Below are 14,028 nucleotides of genomic sequence, written 5' to 3'. Positions count from 1 at the left end.
AGGCCGATTCCGGGCTGTCAGCCCTCGCCCGGCACCGCGTCGCCCTCGGACAACGCTTGCGCCCAGGGCAACGCCACCCCTTGCGCCGTCCGTGTCAGCAGACGCAAGCGTTGCCCCACCCCTTGCGGCATATCCGCCAGGCGCACCACCAGCAGCGGCCCGCGCGGCAGCGCATTGACGGTAGCGAAGACGCCGTCGGCATCGCCGCCCTTGCCCGGCACCCGGGTCCACGCCAGCAGTTCAGCTTGCTCCACCGCCACCTCGAGCGCCCGCTCCTGTCCGCACGCCGGGCACCACAGCCGCGCCGGGTAGACCCGGTGCCCGCACTGTGCGCATTCCATCACGCTGAAACTCATGCGTCCTCCCGGGCCAGCACCGCGGCGTTGGCGCACATGCCGTAGCGCAACTGCACCATGCCGTAGCCGGTCGCCACGCCATGGCGGGCCCTCGCCACCTGGCGCGCGCCGGCACGGCCCAGCAACTGGCGCGCCACTTCCGCCAGTCCGTGCATGCCGCCGGCCGTCCCGGCCTGTCCCGCCGACAACTGGCCGCCCGCCGTATTGACCGGCAACTCGCGCGTGGCGATGCGGCGCGCAATGAACCCCGGCAGGTCGTCCGCCGGCGCCAGGCCCAGGTCGCACAACTGCGCCACGGCCATGGCCGGGTAATCGTCGTACACGCCGACCACGTCCATGTCTTGCGGCCCGAGGCCAGCCTCGGCCCACAGCGCGGGCGCGAATCCGGCGATACCGGTCACCAGTCCGTCGCCTTCCTGCTGGTCGGCGTTGTAGCGCGCGCCGCTGGCCCGCAGCGCGACGTGCACGCCTTGCGGCCGCGCCTGCAGCACCAGCGCGCAGGCGCCGCTGACCACCGGCACGCAATCGAGCCGGCCCAGCGGCTCGGCCACCATCGGCGCCTCCAGATACTGCGCCAGCGTCAGCGGCTGGCGATAGGCAGCGTTGGGATTGCCCGCCGCCCAGGCGCGCTGCGCCACGCACAGCGCGCCATAATCCTCCCGCCGCAGGCCGGTTTGCGCCATCTGGCGCTGCGTCAGCATGGCGAACAGCGGGTTCGGTCCGGCGCAGCCCAGGGGGCTCAGGTAATCCTGCGCGCTGCGGTTATAGCGCCCCACCAGCGCGGCAAAGTCGGCGCCGCTGAAATGGTCGCCCGCCACCAGCACGATGGTGCGCGCCTGCCCGGCCCGCAGCGCCAGCCAGGCGTGGCGCAGCAGGTTGATGGCGCTGGCGCCGCCCATCTCGTCCTGCATGCACCAGTCCAGCGTCAGCCCGAGCCGCCACGCCATGTCGATGGCGCGGTCGGGGCGCAGCGTGAACGAGGCCAACCCCAGGCCGTCGACGTCCGCCGGCCGCAACCCGGCGTCGTCCAGCGCCAGCCGCACCGCCCGCGCGATCAGCGTGGCCGTGTCGCAGCCGGGCTCGGGATGGCGCAGCGCGGGCGTCTCGCCCACGCCGACGATGCCGGGACCGGCGCTCATGCCGATTCCTGGCGCGGCGGCTCGCGCGTCAGCAGCAAGGTGATGACCGTGATGGCCGCCATCCCCACCAGAAACCACGCCACCGGCGTGGCCGATTCATACTTGCGCAGCAGCGCCATGGCGATCAGCGGAGACAGGCCGCCAGCGAACACCGAGGCCAGCTCGTGGCCGAGCGCCAGGCCGGTGTAGCGCACCTCGGCCGGGAACAGCTCGGCGAAGTACGCCGGCTGGGTGCCGATCATGGCCGCGTGGCAGACCGTATTGCCCAGGAAGAACGCCAGGAAGATCCACACCGGCTCCTTGGTCTGCACCAGCCAGAAGAACGGAAACGCCGCCAGCATCAAGCCGGCCGAGCCGATCAGGTAGACGGCGCGCCGGCCGATGCGGTCCGACAGGTGGCCGAACCACACCAGCGTGCCCAGCTCGATGAACATGGACGCCAGCACCCCGCCCAGCATCACGTCATTGGGAATGCCCAGGAACTTGCCGTAGGCCAGCGCGAACGCCAGGAAGATGTACGAGCCGCCGTTCTCCGCCACGCGCAGCCCCATGGCCGTGAACACCTGGCGCGGATAGCGGCGGAACACTTCCACCGCCGGCATGCCGCGCTTGGCGGTCTTCCTGGCCTGCACGAATTCGTCGCTTTCCGGGATGTGCTTGCGAATGTACAGGCCGATGCCGAAGATCAGCACGCTCAGGAGGAACGGCAGGCGCCAGCCCCAGCTCATGAAGGCCTCCTGCGGCAGTTGCTGCGCCAGCATGAAAACGCCGGAAGACAACACAAAGCCGCCCGCCACGCCCAACTGGCTGAACGACGAAAAGTAGCCGCGGCGCTTGCCGCCCACCGCCTCGCTGATGAGCAGCACGCCGCCGCCCCATTCGCCGCCGGCGGCCGCGCCTTGCAGCACGCGCAGCACCACCATCGCCACCGGCGCCCAGATGCCGATCTGCTCATAGGTGGGCAACAGCCCGATCAGGAAGGTGGCCGCGCCCATGATGCCCAGCGTCCATTCCAGCGCCAGCTTGCGGCCGTAGCGGTCGCCGATGTGGCCGAAGACCACGCCGCCCAGCGGCCGCGCCAGAAAGCCCACCGCAAAGCCGGCGAAGGCGCCCATGGTGCCCAGCAGCGGATCGGTGCCCTTGGGAAAGAACAGCTCGCCGAACACCAGCGCCGCCGCCGTGCCGTAGATGAAAAAGTCGTACCACTCCATCGCGTTGCCCGCGACGGACGCCATCACCACCCGCCGCGTGCGCTTCCTGCGGGCCTGCTCGTCGGCGCTCTGCGCCGCGCCCTGGTATGCCAACGTCATGGTCTTACCCCTTGTTTTATATATATGGACGGGATTCAGCGCGCCACGCGGTAGCCGGCGGCGTCGCGATCCCAGGTGTCGCCCGTCACGCCCTCATCGCGCAACCGGAACTTGCGGACCTTGCCGTTCTCGGTGCGCGGCAGGTCGTCGAGCATGCGCAGATAGCGCGGCACGGCGAAATACGGCATGCGCGGCTGGCAGAAATCCAGCAGCGCCTCGGGCGTGAGCGCGCAGCCCGGCTTGCAGACCAGCGCCGCCATGACCTCGTCCTCGGCCAGCTCCGAGCGCACGGCGTAGACCGCCGCCACCGCCACCGACGGATGCGCCAGCAGCACCTGCTCGACCTCGTACGACGAGATGTTCTCGCCGCGCCGGCGGATCGCGTCCTTCATGCGGTCCAGGAAGCGGAAGTAGCCGTCGGCGTCGCGCACCACGCGGTCGCCGGTGTGGAACCACAGGTTGCGCCAGGCCTCGACCGTCTTGTCGGCCATGCCGAAGTAGCCGGTGGCGATGGCGAACGGCGGCCGCGCCCGCAGCAGCAGTTCGCCGGCCTCGCCGTCCGGCAGCGGCGCGTCGTGCTCGTCCGCGACGATGGCGTCGAACTCGGGCGCGACCCGGCCCATGGCGCCCGGCCGCTGCTCGGCCAGCGTGCCGCCCAGCGCGAAGTTGGTTTCAGTGGAGCCGTAGCCTTCCAGCAGCGCGATGCCGGTGCGCTCGGTGAAGACGGCATGGAAGCGTTCGGGCACGCCCGGCGCCAGCGCGATGCGGGTGCGGTGGCCGCGTTCGGCCGCCGACGTTTCACGCGCCAGCAACATCGGCACCATCGCGCCCAGCAGATAGGTGACGGTGGCGCCGGTGGCCGCCAGCCGCTCGAAATAGCGGCTGACCGAAAAGCGCTCGTCGCAGACGATCGAGGCGCCGGTCGCCAGCGCCTGGAAACAGGCGTTCAGCGCGTTGGTATGGAACAGCGGCAGGCTGGTGTAGAGCACGTCGTCGGCGCCGATCTCCAGGTTGCGGGCGGCGATGACGCCCCACCAATGGAATTGCGCGTGCGGGCAGCACACGCCCTTGGACAGACCCGAGGTGCCGGAGGTGTAGAGAATCGCCAGCGTATCGCCGGGGCCGAGGTCGGCCTCGGGCGCGAGCCCGTCCGGCAAGGCCGGCAGCGCGGCGGCGGGGGCCGGCAGGCCGGACGCAGCGGCGGCCGAGCCGTCCGCGCCATCGTCCAGCAGCCAGATCTGGCGCAGGGCCAGGCCGGCGGCGTCGAGGCCGGCCAGCGCGGGACAGGAGGCCCGATCCGCCACCAGCAGCACGCAGCCGCTGTTGGCCAGGATGTGCTGCAACTGCATGCCGCGCGACGCGGTGTTGATCGGCACCACCACCGCGCCCAGCCAGCCGCAACCCAGCACCAGCGACATGAACTCGATGCGGTTGCCGGCCATCAGGCCGACGCGGTCGCCACGGCCCACGCCGGCCTGGGCCAGCAGCGCCGCCCAGCGGGCCGCGTGCGCGGGCGCCTCGGCGTACCGCAACGCCCCGCCCGGCGCCTGGATCCACGGCCGCGTTCCCTGGCGCGCCGCCTGGTCGCGCAACAGCGACGGCAAAGTCAATGCATGCATGACGTGCTCTTCCCCTTGTTGTCGGCGGCCGCGTGGTCACTGCCGCGGCTCATGAAAATTAGTCTAGGAATCAACTATTTATGTGTCAAATTTATGGGTATTATTCAATACATAAACCAGACTGATAACAAGGGCGAGCGTGGACTTCGACTTGAATCTCATGCGGGTTTTCCTGACGGTGCTGCATGAACGCAGCGTCACCCGCGCGGCCCAGCGGCTGCAATTGACGCAGCCCGCCGTGAGCTATGCCCTGGCCCGGTTGCGCGAGAAGTTCGACGATCCCCTGTTCGTGCGCACCCCTTCGGGCATGCGGCCCACGCCGGTGGCCTTCGCGCTGGCCGACCCGATCGAGCGCGGCATGAATAGCTTTGCCGAGGCGGTCAGCCTGCGGCAGCATTTCGAACCTGCCAGCAGCACGCGGCGGTTCCGGCTGTCGATGTCGGATATCGGCGAGATGGTGTTCCTGCCCAGCCTGATGGAACGCGTGCACGCGCTGGCGCCGCGCCTGCAGGTGGAGGTGGTGGAGGTGGCGCTGGAACAACTGCCGCAGGCGCTCAAGGATGGCGACATCGACCTGGCCATCGGCAACCTGGCCGGCCTGGGCCGCCACACGCGCCACGCCGACCTGTTCAGCGAGCGCTATGCCTGCATGGGCCGGCGCGGCCACCCGGTGTTGTCGGCCGGGCTGACGCGGGGCCAGTTCAAGCGGCTCGACCACATTCTGGTGGCCTCGCGCGCCAGCGCCCACCGCCTGTTGGACGACGTGTTAGGCGAAGCCGGTCTGCACCGCCAGCCGTACCTGACGTTGCCGCATTTCTCGGCCGCCGCCGAGATCGTGCGACGCACCGACCTGACCGTCACCCTGCCATACCGCGCCGCGGTCTGGTTCAACCGCGACAACGCCTTCGAGATCCGGCCGCTGCCGCTGGCGTTGCCGCCGCTGAGCGTCACGGTGCACTGGCACCCGCGTTTCGAGAGCGACCCCGGCACGCGCTGGCTGCGCACGCTGGTGGTGGACACGCTGGCGGACCGCGATGCGGGCGGCTCGGCGGGCGCATCGATGTGATCGGATCTCGCAACAGGCTCGCGCAAGGAAGCGGGCAGCCACCGCCGGCCGACGTGTCCGCCTGGCGCCCGCCGTGTCAGCGCCGCGCCAGCGGCGGCAGTGCCAGGTGTCGCAGGTGCCACACCTGCGACAGCGTGCCGCCCCAGAACATGCCGTCGACCAGCCCGGACACGCCGCCAAATGCCGCCGAGAACACGGCATCGGCGGCCAGTCCGTGGTTGCGCGCCAGCATCGTCATCAACACGAACTTGGACGCGAAGGCCAGCACCAGCAGGACCAGCGTGATCGGCGACCCCGGCCGCTCGATCATGCCTGTTTCCCGGTGATAGGTGGCGCGGCCGGCCCGCGACCACAAGATCCAGCCGAGCGCGCCGCCCACGGCCATGCCGGCCGCGAAAGCCTCGTAGGCGGTCCGCAGGTCCGTGACTTCCCCATGGATCGACACCAACACCCAGACCAGGAACAGCACCGGCAACAGGAAAGTGCGCGACACCGAGAGCTGACGCGGCCGCAGCGCGCGTATGCCGCGGTACAGCAGCAGCGCGAACAGGGCCCATACCCAGAGCGGCGTGCGGTGCAGGATTTCCAGGGTCATGCAAGCTTCAGGCGGCGGATTCCAGGCAGGGGATCCCAGGCAGGCGCGGCCGGAACGGCAGCGCCTGCCCAGTTGAGCAGAAATCGCCTGACAAACCGCTGGCGCTTCAGGCCTCGGCCAGGGCCAGCGCGTCCAGCATCAGATCCAGGTTCTGCACCGCCGCGCCCGACGCGCCCTTGCCGAGATTGTCGAACACCGCGCTCAGCAGCACCTGGCCATGGTCAGCGTTGCCGTACACGGCCAGCCGCAGGTCGTTGGTGCCGTTGAGCGCCTGCGGGTCCAGGAACGTGTGCGCCGCCGCGTCCTGCGCCGCCACCACCTGCACGTGGCGGGCGCCGGCATAGTGGCCGGCCAGGCAGTCCTGCAAGCGCGCGGCGCTGACGCCAGCGGGCAGCAGCCGCAGTTGCAGCGGCACGGTCAGCACGATGCCCTGGCGGAACGCCCCGTACGACGGCACGAACACGGGCCGCTGTGTCAGGCCGGCGTGGCGCTCGATTTCCGGGGTGTGCTTATGCGCCAGGCCCAGTCCGTAGACCTGGAAGGCCAGCCCGCCGGTGGCGCCCGGCCCCTCATAGGCATCGACGCTGGCGCGGCCGCCGCCCGAATAGCCGGACACCGCGTACACGCTGAACGGATAGTCGGCCGGCACCAGGCCGGCCTGCACCAGCGGGCGCAGCAGGGCGATGGCGCCCGTTGGGTAGCAGCCAGGATTGCTGACGCGCTTGGCCTGGGCGATGCGCTGCGCCTGCCCGGCGTCCATTTCCGGGAAGCCGTAGACCCAGCCCGCGGTGGTGCGGTGCGCCGAACTCGCGTCGATCACCCGCACCTCGGGATTGACGATGGATGCCACCGCCTGGCGCGCGGGCTCGTCGGGCAGGCACAGGATGGCGATGTCGCTGGCGTTGATGGCCTCGGCGCGCCGCCTCGGATCCTTGCGGTCGCCCTCGGCCAGCGTCAGCAGGCGCAGGTCGGTGCGGCCCCGCAGCCGTTCGTGGATCTGCAGACCGGTGGTGCCCTGGTCGCCGTCGATGAATACTAGGGGATGCGTCATGTGCGTGGCCTTGCGAAAGAGCCGGCGTGGCGCCGGCGGACTGGGTCGAAAATGGATCCGGGTGTTCATGATTGCCGATCTCACGCCATACGAAAAGTCGAATATCATGACGACAAGATTCAGAATTCCTGAACGAAACCGCCATGCGTGAAATCAACCTGGACCGCCTGCGCACCCTGGTCGCCATCGCCGACCTCGGTTCTTTCGCCGACGCCGCCCGTGCGCTGCACCTGGCGCCGCCCACCGTCAGCCTGCACGTGGCCGACCTGGAGGCGCGCGTCGGCGCGACGCTGCTGACGCGCAAGCGCGGCCAGGTCCGCCCCACGCCCATCGGCGACACCCTGCTGGAGCGCGCGCGCCGCATCCTGGCCGAGGCCGACCAGGCGCTCGACGACGTGCAGCGCCAGGTGCAGGGCCTGGCCGGCCGGGTGCGGTTGGGGGCGTCGACCGGCGCCATCGCCCACCTGCTGCCGCAGGCGCTGGAAGCGCTTGGCCGCGAACACCCGGGCATCGATGTCCAGGTGGCCGTGCTGACCTCGCAGGAAACCCTGCAGCAACTGGGCGACGGCGCGCTCGACGTGGGCCTGGTGGCGTTGCCGCAGCCGCCGGTGCCGGGCCTGGTGCTGCGGCCCTGGCGGCGCGATCCCATCATGGCTTTCCTGCCCGCCGCCTGGAACCCGCCGGCGCGCGTCACGCCGGCCTGGCTTGGCGACCGGCCGCTGATCCTGAACGACGCCAGCACGCGCCTGTCGCGCCAGACCGGGGAATGGTTCGCCAGCGCCGGGCTGCAGCCGCGGCCGCGCATCCAACTGAACTACAACGATGCCATCAAGAGCCTGGTGGCGGCCGGCTACGGCGCCACGCTGCTGCCGCACGAAGCCACCGCGCCTCAGGCCGACCCGCGCATCGCCATGCGGCCGCTGCGCCCGGCGCTGTGGCGGCCGCTGGGCATCGCCCATCGCGACGGGCAGGTCGAACGCGCCACCCAGCACGTGCTCGACGCCCTCTGGCAATTGCGCGCGGCCGACGACCGCGCCTAGCCTGGCGTCGGCCCGTCGAAGCGGCCGATGGACTCAGCCGCCCGCGGACGACGCCCGCCGCAGGAACGACGCGCGCTCGGCTTCCTCGCGCAGCCGCCGGGCGCGGCTGCGGAACAGGTCCTTGCGGCCGACGATGCCCAGCACCCGGCCGCTGTCGCGGTCCAGGATCGGCACGCGGCCGGCGCCGGACAGCGCCATGCGGTCGGCGATCTGGCTGGCCAGTTCCTCGGGAAAGCCATGGACCAGTTCTCGCCCTGACAGCGCCTGCGCCAGCGTCCGCCCATGCAGTGCCGGTTCCAGCGCCCAGGCCAGGCTGTCGGCGCGCGTCACCTCGCCCACCGCCGCCCCGACCTCATCGACCACGGGATAGCTGGTGTGGACCGGTTGCGCGGTGGTGAAATGCGCGATCGCCTGCGCCACCGTCAGGCTGTCGGGCAGCGTCTGCGCCGGCGTGGTCATCACCTGGCTGGCGCGCAGCAGGTCGAACGGATCGACGCGGTACTCGCGGCTGACATGGTGGCCGCGCCGCGCGATCTTTTCAGTCAGGATCGAGCGGCGCAGCAGCAGCACCGTGACGCCGTAGGCGAACACGCAGGCCGCCAGCACCGGCAGCAAGGCCCCCAGGTTGCCGGTCAGCTCGACCGCGAACAACGTCGCCGTCAAGGGCGCCCGCATGGTGCCGCCCATCATCGCCGCCATGCCCACCAGCGCCCAGAAGCCCGGCGCGGCCGGCGGCAGCAGCGGCGTGGCCAGCGCGCCGAGCGCGCCGCCGAAGATCAGCAAAGGCGCCAGCACCCCGCCCGAGGTGCCCGAGCCCAGCGCGATCGACCAGATCGCCACCTTCACCACCAGCAGCAGCAACACCGCCTGCAAGGCCAGGTCGCCCGCCAGCAGATGGCGGATGTTGTCGTAGCCCACGCCCAGCGCGGCCGGATCGATCAGGCCGCCGATGCCGATGGCCAGGCCGCCCAGCGTCGGCCACCACATCCAGTGCAGCGGCAGTTTCTCGAACAGGTCCTCGGCCGCGTAGACCAGCGCCGTCAGCGCGCCCGAGCCCAGCCCCGCCAGCACGCCCACGGCGGCGCAGGCCAACAGGTGCCACGGGGTGAATGCCATGACGCCGGCATAGCTGAAGACCGGCCCGCCATCGAGCGCGAAGGCGCGCGCCACGGCCGCCACCAGCGCCGCGGTGGCCACCGGCAGGAAGCTGCGCGGCTTCCACTCGAACAGCAGCAACTCCACCGCCAGCAATACCGCCGCCAGGGGCGTGGCGAAGATCGCCGTCATGCCCGCGGCGGCGCCGGCCACCAGCAGCGTCTTGCGCTCGCCGTCGTTCAGGTGGATGGTCTGCGCCAGCAGCGAGCCGATGGCCCCGCCGGTCATGATGATGGGGCCTTCCGCGCCGAAGGGACCGCCAGTGCCGATCGAGATGGCGGACGACACCGGCTTGAGCACCGCCACCTTGGGCGCGATGCGGCTCTTGCCGATCAGGATGGCTTCCATCGCTTCCGGAATGCCGTGGCCGCGGATCTTCTCCGAGCCGTAGCGCGCCATCAGGCCGATGATGAGGCAGCCAATGACGGGAATGGCCACTGACGCCGGCCCCAGGCGGCCGGTGGAGATGGGCAGGTCGGCGAACGAGAACAGGCCGTGGTAGGCCAGGTTGGTGCACAGCGCGATCAGGCGCAGCAAGGCCCAGGCGGCGGCCACGCTGGCCAGGCCGGTCGGCACGGCCAGCGCCATCAGCAGCACGACACGCTTGTCGGTGGTGAAGTCGCCCAGCCGCAAGGCGCGCACGGAAGAGGAAACGGGAGGCATGGTTCGAGGCGAGGAGAGGGAAACGGAACGCGCGGCCGCCGCGTCCGCGAGGACGGTGATCGGCCGCTGTTTGCGAAAAATCAAATATATCGTATCACGACATATATTAGAATCGGCCGGGTGAAACGTTCCCCAGCCCCCGCCCTGCCATCCGCCACCGACTACGAGTTGCTGGCCGATTTCCGCTACGCGCTGCGCAAGTTCGCCGCCTTCAGCGAAAACGCCGCGGCCGGCCTCGACCTGATGCCGCAGCAGCACCAGGCGTTGCTGGCCATCAAGGGCAGCCGGCCCGGCGCGCCCGGCCGCCGCGGCCTCTATGTCGGCGAGATCGCCGAGCGCCTGCTGGTGCGCCCGCATACCGCCGCCGAACTGGTCAATCGCCTCGAACGGCTGGACCTCGTCAGCCGCGAACCCGACCCTGAAGACGGCCGCCGCGTCGAGGTGGTGCTGACGGACAAGGCCGAGCGCATCCTGGCCAGCCTGTCGGCCTCGCACCTCGAAGAACTACGCGCCATGCGGCCGTTGCTGACCCGCCTGCTGGCCCGCATCGGCGACGACGCCGAGCGGTGATTCCGCCCGCCTCTCATGACCCGGCGGCACAAGCTCATGCCGCCGGCCGGCGCGCCGCGTGATAAATTGTCGTCCCCCGATATATCTGAAGCGGCGAGGTAAAGTTTTGGCTGTGGCTATCAAGCGCTGGCTCGGTGCGTTCGCGCCGGCGCCGGTTGGCGTCAATCTGCGCGAAAAGCTCTATGGCGCGTTGGGCGCGCTGGTCGGGCTGTTCTGCACTGAATGGGTCGGCCATCACGCCCTGGGCAACGCCAATCCCTGGTTCATCGCGCCGATGGGCGCGTCGGCCGTGCTGCTGTTCGCCGCGCCGGCCAGCCCGCTGGCGCAACCCTGGTCGATCATGGCGGGCAACCTGGTGTCGGCGTTGATCGGCGTGTTCTGCGCGCAGGCGATAGCCGATCCCGGCGTGGCCGCGGCCACGGCGGCGGCGCTGGCCATCGCCGCCATGTTCTCGCTGCGCTGCCTGCATCCGCCCAGCGGCGCGGTGGCGCTGACCGCGGTGCTGGGCGGGCCGCAGGTGGCGGCGCTGGGCTATGGCTTCGTGCTGTGGCCGGTGGCCTTGAATTCCGCCATCCTGCTGGGCATCGCCGTGGTCTTCAACGGCCTGCTCAGGCGCAACTATCCGCGCCGCCACGTCGAGCCCGCGCCCGGCCACCAGACCCGCGACCCGGCGCCCAGCGCCCGCCTGGGCTTCTCGCGCGCCGACCTGGACGAGGCCCTGGCGCAGCGCGGCGAGCTGCTCGACATCAGCAAGGAAGACCTCGAAGACATCGTGCTGGCCGCCGAACTGCGCGCCAGCCGGCGGCGCTTCGGCGACGTACGCTGCGCCGACATCATGTCGCGCGACGTGGTCGTGGTGCGGCAGCAGGATCCGCTGGACTACGCCGTGCGCCTGTTCGACAAGCACCGCCTGCAATGGCTGCCGGTGCTCGATTCCGCCGGTCACTACGCCGGCATGCTGGCGCAGGCCGACGCGCTGGCCCGACGCGGCCGTCCAGCCCAGGTCGCGGCCGCGGGCGGCGCGCCGGCCGACCTGCTGGTGGCCGACTGCATGCGTTCCGAGGTGCCGTTCGCCACGCCCGACCTGCCCGCGATCGAACTGGCCCGCCCCATGTCCGACGCCCTGCACTGCGTGCCTGTGCTGGACGAGGGCCGCGTGCTGGCCGGCCTGGTGACCCAGTCGGACCTGGTGGCCGCCCTGCACCAGATGGCGCTGTCGGCCGCCGCGCCCGGCCACGACGGCCGCCTGGCGGCGTGAGCCGCGACGCCTCCGTAGCCCTACGGATTCCGCGCCGCATCGGCCGCGGGGCATAATTCCAGCGTGAATCCCCCGCTGCGCCACCGCGCCCTCCTCGCCTGGCTGGTCCTGTTCTGCCTGGGCGCCCTCTGGATCGGGCGCCAGCACTACGTCGACCAATACGAACGCTTCTTCCAGGACACCAGCGTGGCGCAGCGCATGCTGAGCCAGAAGACCGTGCAGCACGAGGCCGTGCTGGCGACGCTGTCCGCGCTGTCGCACCCGCCCGCGCCCGAACGGCTGTTTCCCAGCCTGCGGCCGGCCATGCCGCAGTTGCGGGCGCTCGGCTACCTGCCCGACGGTGCCTGGGCTGGCAGCACGGCCGAACCGCCCGGCCTGCGCGCCGCGGTCGAGCAGGCCCGCACCCTGGGCCGCCCGGTCACGCTGCCGCTGGATGCCGCCCGCTACTGGCTGGTGGCGCCGTCCGGCTGGAGCCTGCTGGTGGACGCCCGCGAACTCGTGCCCGCCGCCGACTTCCCCTCTGGCCTGGCCAACCTGACGCTCGCCATCGGCGAACAGCCGCTGCCCCTGCTGCAACGCCAGCCGGCGCCGGCCGGCCCCGGCTGGCCACTGGCGCTCGCCAAGCCGCTGGGCGCGGCCAGCCAGCCGTTCGCGCTGCACAGCACGCGCACCCTCACGCCCGCCTCCTGGCCCTGGCTGCCCTGGAGCCTGTGGGGCCTGACCAGCGCGCTGCTGGTGGCGGGCATCACCGCCACGCGGCGCTCGCGCGCCGAGGCGCGGCGCCAGCAGGAACAGGCGCGGCTGGCATCCATGGCGCGGCTGAGCACGCTGGGCGAAATGGCCGCCGGCATCGCCCACGAACTGAACCAGCCTCTGACCGCGATCCTGGCGCAGACCCGCGCCGCGCAACGCCTGCTGGAGGACGAGGAAGAACGCCCCAGCGTGCGCCGCGCCCTGCTGGCCAGCGCGGAACAGGCCAAGCGCGCCGCCGATATCATCAGCCGCATGCGGGCGCTGGTGCGGCCCAGCGCGCCCGGCCGGCGCGAGGCGCTGGATCCCGACGCGCTGGCAGCCTCGCTGCGTTTCCTGCGCGAGCCCGAACTGGCGCGCCAGGGCATCCGCCTGCAATGGCACAACGCCAGCCCGCAAGCGCGGCCCCTGGCCGAACGGGTCGCGCTCGAACAGATCCTGCACAACCTGGTGCAGAACGCCGCCGACGCGCTGGCCGATGCCCCGGGGCCGCGCCAGATCACGCTCGAAGGCCGCGCTGACGGCGCCACCTACGTCTTCAGCGTCAGCGACAACGGACCGGGCATCGCCGCCGAGGCGCTGCCGCGGCTGTTCACGCCGTTCTATACCACCCGCGCGCAGGGCATGGGCCTGGGGCTGGCGCTGTGCGAAACGCTGGCTGGCGCGATGGACGGCCGCCTGGCCGCGCGCAACCTGCAGCCCTCGGGCGCCTGCTTCAGCCTGACCCTGCCCCTGGCCGGAGGCCCCGCATGAACCTGCCCGACCAATCGCCGCTGGTCTACCTGGTGGACGACGACGACGCCGTGCGCGACGCGCTGGCGCTGCTGCTGCGCAGCGTCGGCCTGCGCAGCGCCGGCTACGGCGATCCGCAGCAGTTCCTGGCGCAGTTGTCGCCGCGGACCATCGGCTGCGTGGTGCTCGACATCCGCATGCCCGGCATCAGCGGACTCGATGTGCTGGCGCGCCTGGCCGAAGCCTCCGACCTGCCGGTGGTGATGCTGACCGGCCACGCCAACGTCGACCTGTGCCGCCGCGCCTTCAAGGGCGGCGCCATGGAATTCCTGCAGAAGCCGGTGGACGACGACATCTTCCTGGACGCGGTGCAGACCGCCGTGCGCGGCCACATCGCCCGTCGCGAACGCCTGGCCGTGACCCAGGCCGCTGCCGACCGCCTGGCGCGCCTGTCCGCGCGCGAGCACGAGGTGCTGGAGCGCATCGTGCAAGGCCTGAGCAACAAGGAGATCGCGCGCGAATTCGACCTGTCACCGCGGACCGTCGAAACCTACCGCGCCAATGTGTTCGCCAAGCTCGAGGCCGACTCGCTGGCGCAGTTGATCCGCCAGTACGCCACGCTGCTGGAATGACGCCACCGTCAGCCTCGTCGCGCACGCCGCCTCCGTAGCGCTACGGAGGCGCGTGGGTAATCGGGCGTATACCGCGCCGCCAGCCTTTTGGC

The 14,028-nt window shown here is 71.2% G+C and carries 13 protein-coding genes; 6 read left to right on the top strand and 7 right to left on the bottom strand.

Annotated elements, in window-relative coordinates; all coding sequences use genetic code 11:
* Positions 1–17 precede the first annotated feature (17 nt).
* Genes SB816_RS12995 through SB816_RS12980 form a run of 4 tightly spaced genes read right to left on the bottom strand, consistent with a single transcriptional unit; the run spans position 18 to position 4,424 of the window.
* Entirely contained in the window at positions 18–341 is a 324-nt protein-coding gene (locus SB816_RS12995) for a zinc ribbon domain-containing protein (protein ID WP_231132950.1), read from the bottom strand.
* Positions 342–352: 11 nt separating this feature from the next.
* Positions 353–1,495 (bottom strand): thiolase family protein, encoded by a 1,143-nt coding sequence (locus SB816_RS12990; protein WP_410547104.1) that lies wholly within the window; start codon positions 1,493–1,495, stop codon positions 353–355.
* Positions 1,492–2,805 (bottom strand): MFS transporter, encoded by a 1,314-nt coding sequence (locus SB816_RS12985; protein ID WP_054504195.1) that lies wholly within the window; start codon positions 2,803–2,805, stop codon positions 1,492–1,494. Before SB816_RS12985 ends, SB816_RS12990 begins: the two co-directional genes overlap by 4 nt.
* 35 nt (positions 2,806–2,840) lie before the next feature.
* Complete coding sequence (locus tag SB816_RS12980) at positions 2,841–4,424, bottom strand: ATP-dependent acyl-CoA ligase (RefSeq protein ID WP_410547103.1); 1,584 nt, start codon at positions 4,422–4,424, stop codon at positions 2,841–2,843.
* 139 nt (positions 4,425–4,563) lie between these two features.
* On the opposite strand from SB816_RS12980, the gene SB816_RS12975 reads away from it, so the two are divergent.
* Positions 4,564–5,490, top strand: coding sequence for a LysR family transcriptional regulator (locus SB816_RS12975; protein ID WP_240317223.1), 927 nt, complete (start codon positions 4,564–4,566; stop codon positions 5,488–5,490).
* Between the two features lie 76 nt (positions 5,491–5,566).
* Here SB816_RS12975 and SB816_RS12970 read toward each other — a convergent pair whose 3' ends face one another.
* The gene (locus tag SB816_RS12970) at positions 5,567–6,085 is read right to left on the bottom strand and encodes a DUF6622 family protein (RefSeq protein WP_410547102.1); all 519 of its coding nucleotides are present in this window, start codon (positions 6,083–6,085) and stop codon (positions 5,567–5,569) included.
* A gap of 106 nt (positions 6,086–6,191) precedes the next feature.
* Positions 6,192–7,136 carry an N-acetyl-gamma-glutamyl-phosphate reductase gene (gene argC, locus SB816_RS12965; protein ID WP_336235359.1) on the bottom strand — a complete coding sequence of 315 codons (945 nt, stop codon included), beginning with the start codon at positions 7,134–7,136 and terminating at the stop codon, positions 6,192–6,194.
* A gap of 143 nt (positions 7,137–7,279) precedes the next feature.
* Between argC and SB816_RS12960 the strand changes: the two genes are divergently transcribed.
* Positions 7,280–8,176, top strand: coding sequence for a LysR family transcriptional regulator (locus SB816_RS12960; protein ID WP_054504200.1), 897 nt, complete (start codon positions 7,280–7,282; stop codon positions 8,174–8,176).
* 33 nt (positions 8,177–8,209) lie between these two features.
* Here the strand turns inward: SB816_RS12960 and SB816_RS12955 are convergent, their stop codons facing one another.
* The gene (locus tag SB816_RS12955) at positions 8,210–9,994 is read right to left on the bottom strand and encodes a chloride channel protein (RefSeq protein ID WP_410547101.1); all 1,785 of its coding nucleotides are present in this window, start codon (positions 9,992–9,994) and stop codon (positions 8,210–8,212) included.
* A 120-nt stretch (positions 9,995–10,114) separates the two neighbouring features.
* Here SB816_RS12955 and SB816_RS12950 point away from each other — a divergent pair, with 120 nt between their 5' ends.
* The 4 genes from SB816_RS12950 (at position 10,115) to SB816_RS12935 (ending at position 13,936) form a co-directional block, all read left to right on the top strand.
* Positions 10,115–10,564 carry a MarR family winged helix-turn-helix transcriptional regulator gene (locus SB816_RS12950; protein WP_054504202.1) on the top strand — a complete coding sequence of 150 codons (450 nt, stop codon included), beginning with the start codon at positions 10,115–10,117 and terminating at the stop codon, positions 10,562–10,564.
* Positions 10,565–10,670: 106 nt separating this feature from the next.
* Positions 10,671–11,822, top strand: coding sequence for an HPP family protein (locus SB816_RS12945; RefSeq protein WP_410547100.1), 1,152 nt, complete (start codon positions 10,671–10,673; stop codon positions 11,820–11,822).
* Between the two features lie 63 nt (positions 11,823–11,885).
* Complete coding sequence (locus SB816_RS12940) at positions 11,886–13,325, top strand: sensor histidine kinase (protein ID WP_144657443.1); 1,440 nt, start codon at positions 11,886–11,888, stop codon at positions 13,323–13,325.
* Entirely contained in the window at positions 13,322–13,936 is a 615-nt protein-coding gene (locus tag SB816_RS12935) for a response regulator transcription factor (RefSeq protein ID WP_054504204.1), read from the top strand. Before SB816_RS12940 ends, SB816_RS12935 begins: the two co-directional genes overlap by 4 nt.
* The last annotated feature ends 92 nt before the right edge of the window (positions 13,937–14,028 follow it).

It is taken from the genome of Achromobacter sp. SIMBA_011 (assembly GCF_046535435.1).
Lineage (GTDB): Bacteria > Pseudomonadota > Gammaproteobacteria > Burkholderiales > Burkholderiaceae_B > Achromobacter > Achromobacter dolens.
The sequence above is the reverse complement of the archived record's forward strand: the minus strand, read 5'-3'. Positions and strand labels throughout refer to the sequence as shown.

Excerpts from the sequence above, each read along its gene's own strand:
- SB816_RS12985 (WP_054504195.1), bottom strand. The coding sequence starts at position 2,805 with ATGACGTTGGCATACCAGGGCGCGGCGCAGAGCGCCGACGAGCAGGCC.
- argC (WP_336235359.1), bottom strand. The coding sequence starts at position 7,136 with ATGACGCATCCCCTAGTATTCATCGACGGCGACCAGGGCACCACCGGT.
- SB816_RS12960 (WP_054504200.1), top strand. The coding sequence starts at position 7,280 with ATGCGTGAAATCAACCTGGACCGCCTGCGCACCCTGGTCGCCATCGCC.
- SB816_RS12990 (WP_410547104.1), bottom strand. The coding sequence starts at position 1,495 with ATGAGCGCCGGTCCCGGCATCGTCGGCGTGGGCGAGACGCCCGCGCTG.
- SB816_RS12995 (WP_231132950.1), bottom strand. The coding sequence starts at position 341 with ATGGAATGCGCACAGTGCGGGCACCGGGTCTACCCGGCGCGGCTGTGG.
- SB816_RS12970 (WP_410547102.1), bottom strand. The coding sequence starts at position 6,085 with ATGACCCTGGAAATCCTGCACCGCACGCCGCTCTGGGTATGGGCCCTG.
- SB816_RS12935 (WP_054504204.1), top strand. The coding sequence starts at position 13,322 with ATGAACCTGCCCGACCAATCGCCGCTGGTCTACCTGGTGGACGACGAC.
- SB816_RS12980 (WP_410547103.1), bottom strand. The coding sequence starts at position 4,424 with ATGCATGCATTGACTTTGCCGTCGCTGTTGCGCGACCAGGCGGCGCGC.
- SB816_RS12955 (WP_410547101.1), bottom strand. The coding sequence starts at position 9,994 with ATGCCTCCCGTTTCCTCTTCCGTGCGCGCCTTGCGGCTGGGCGACTTC.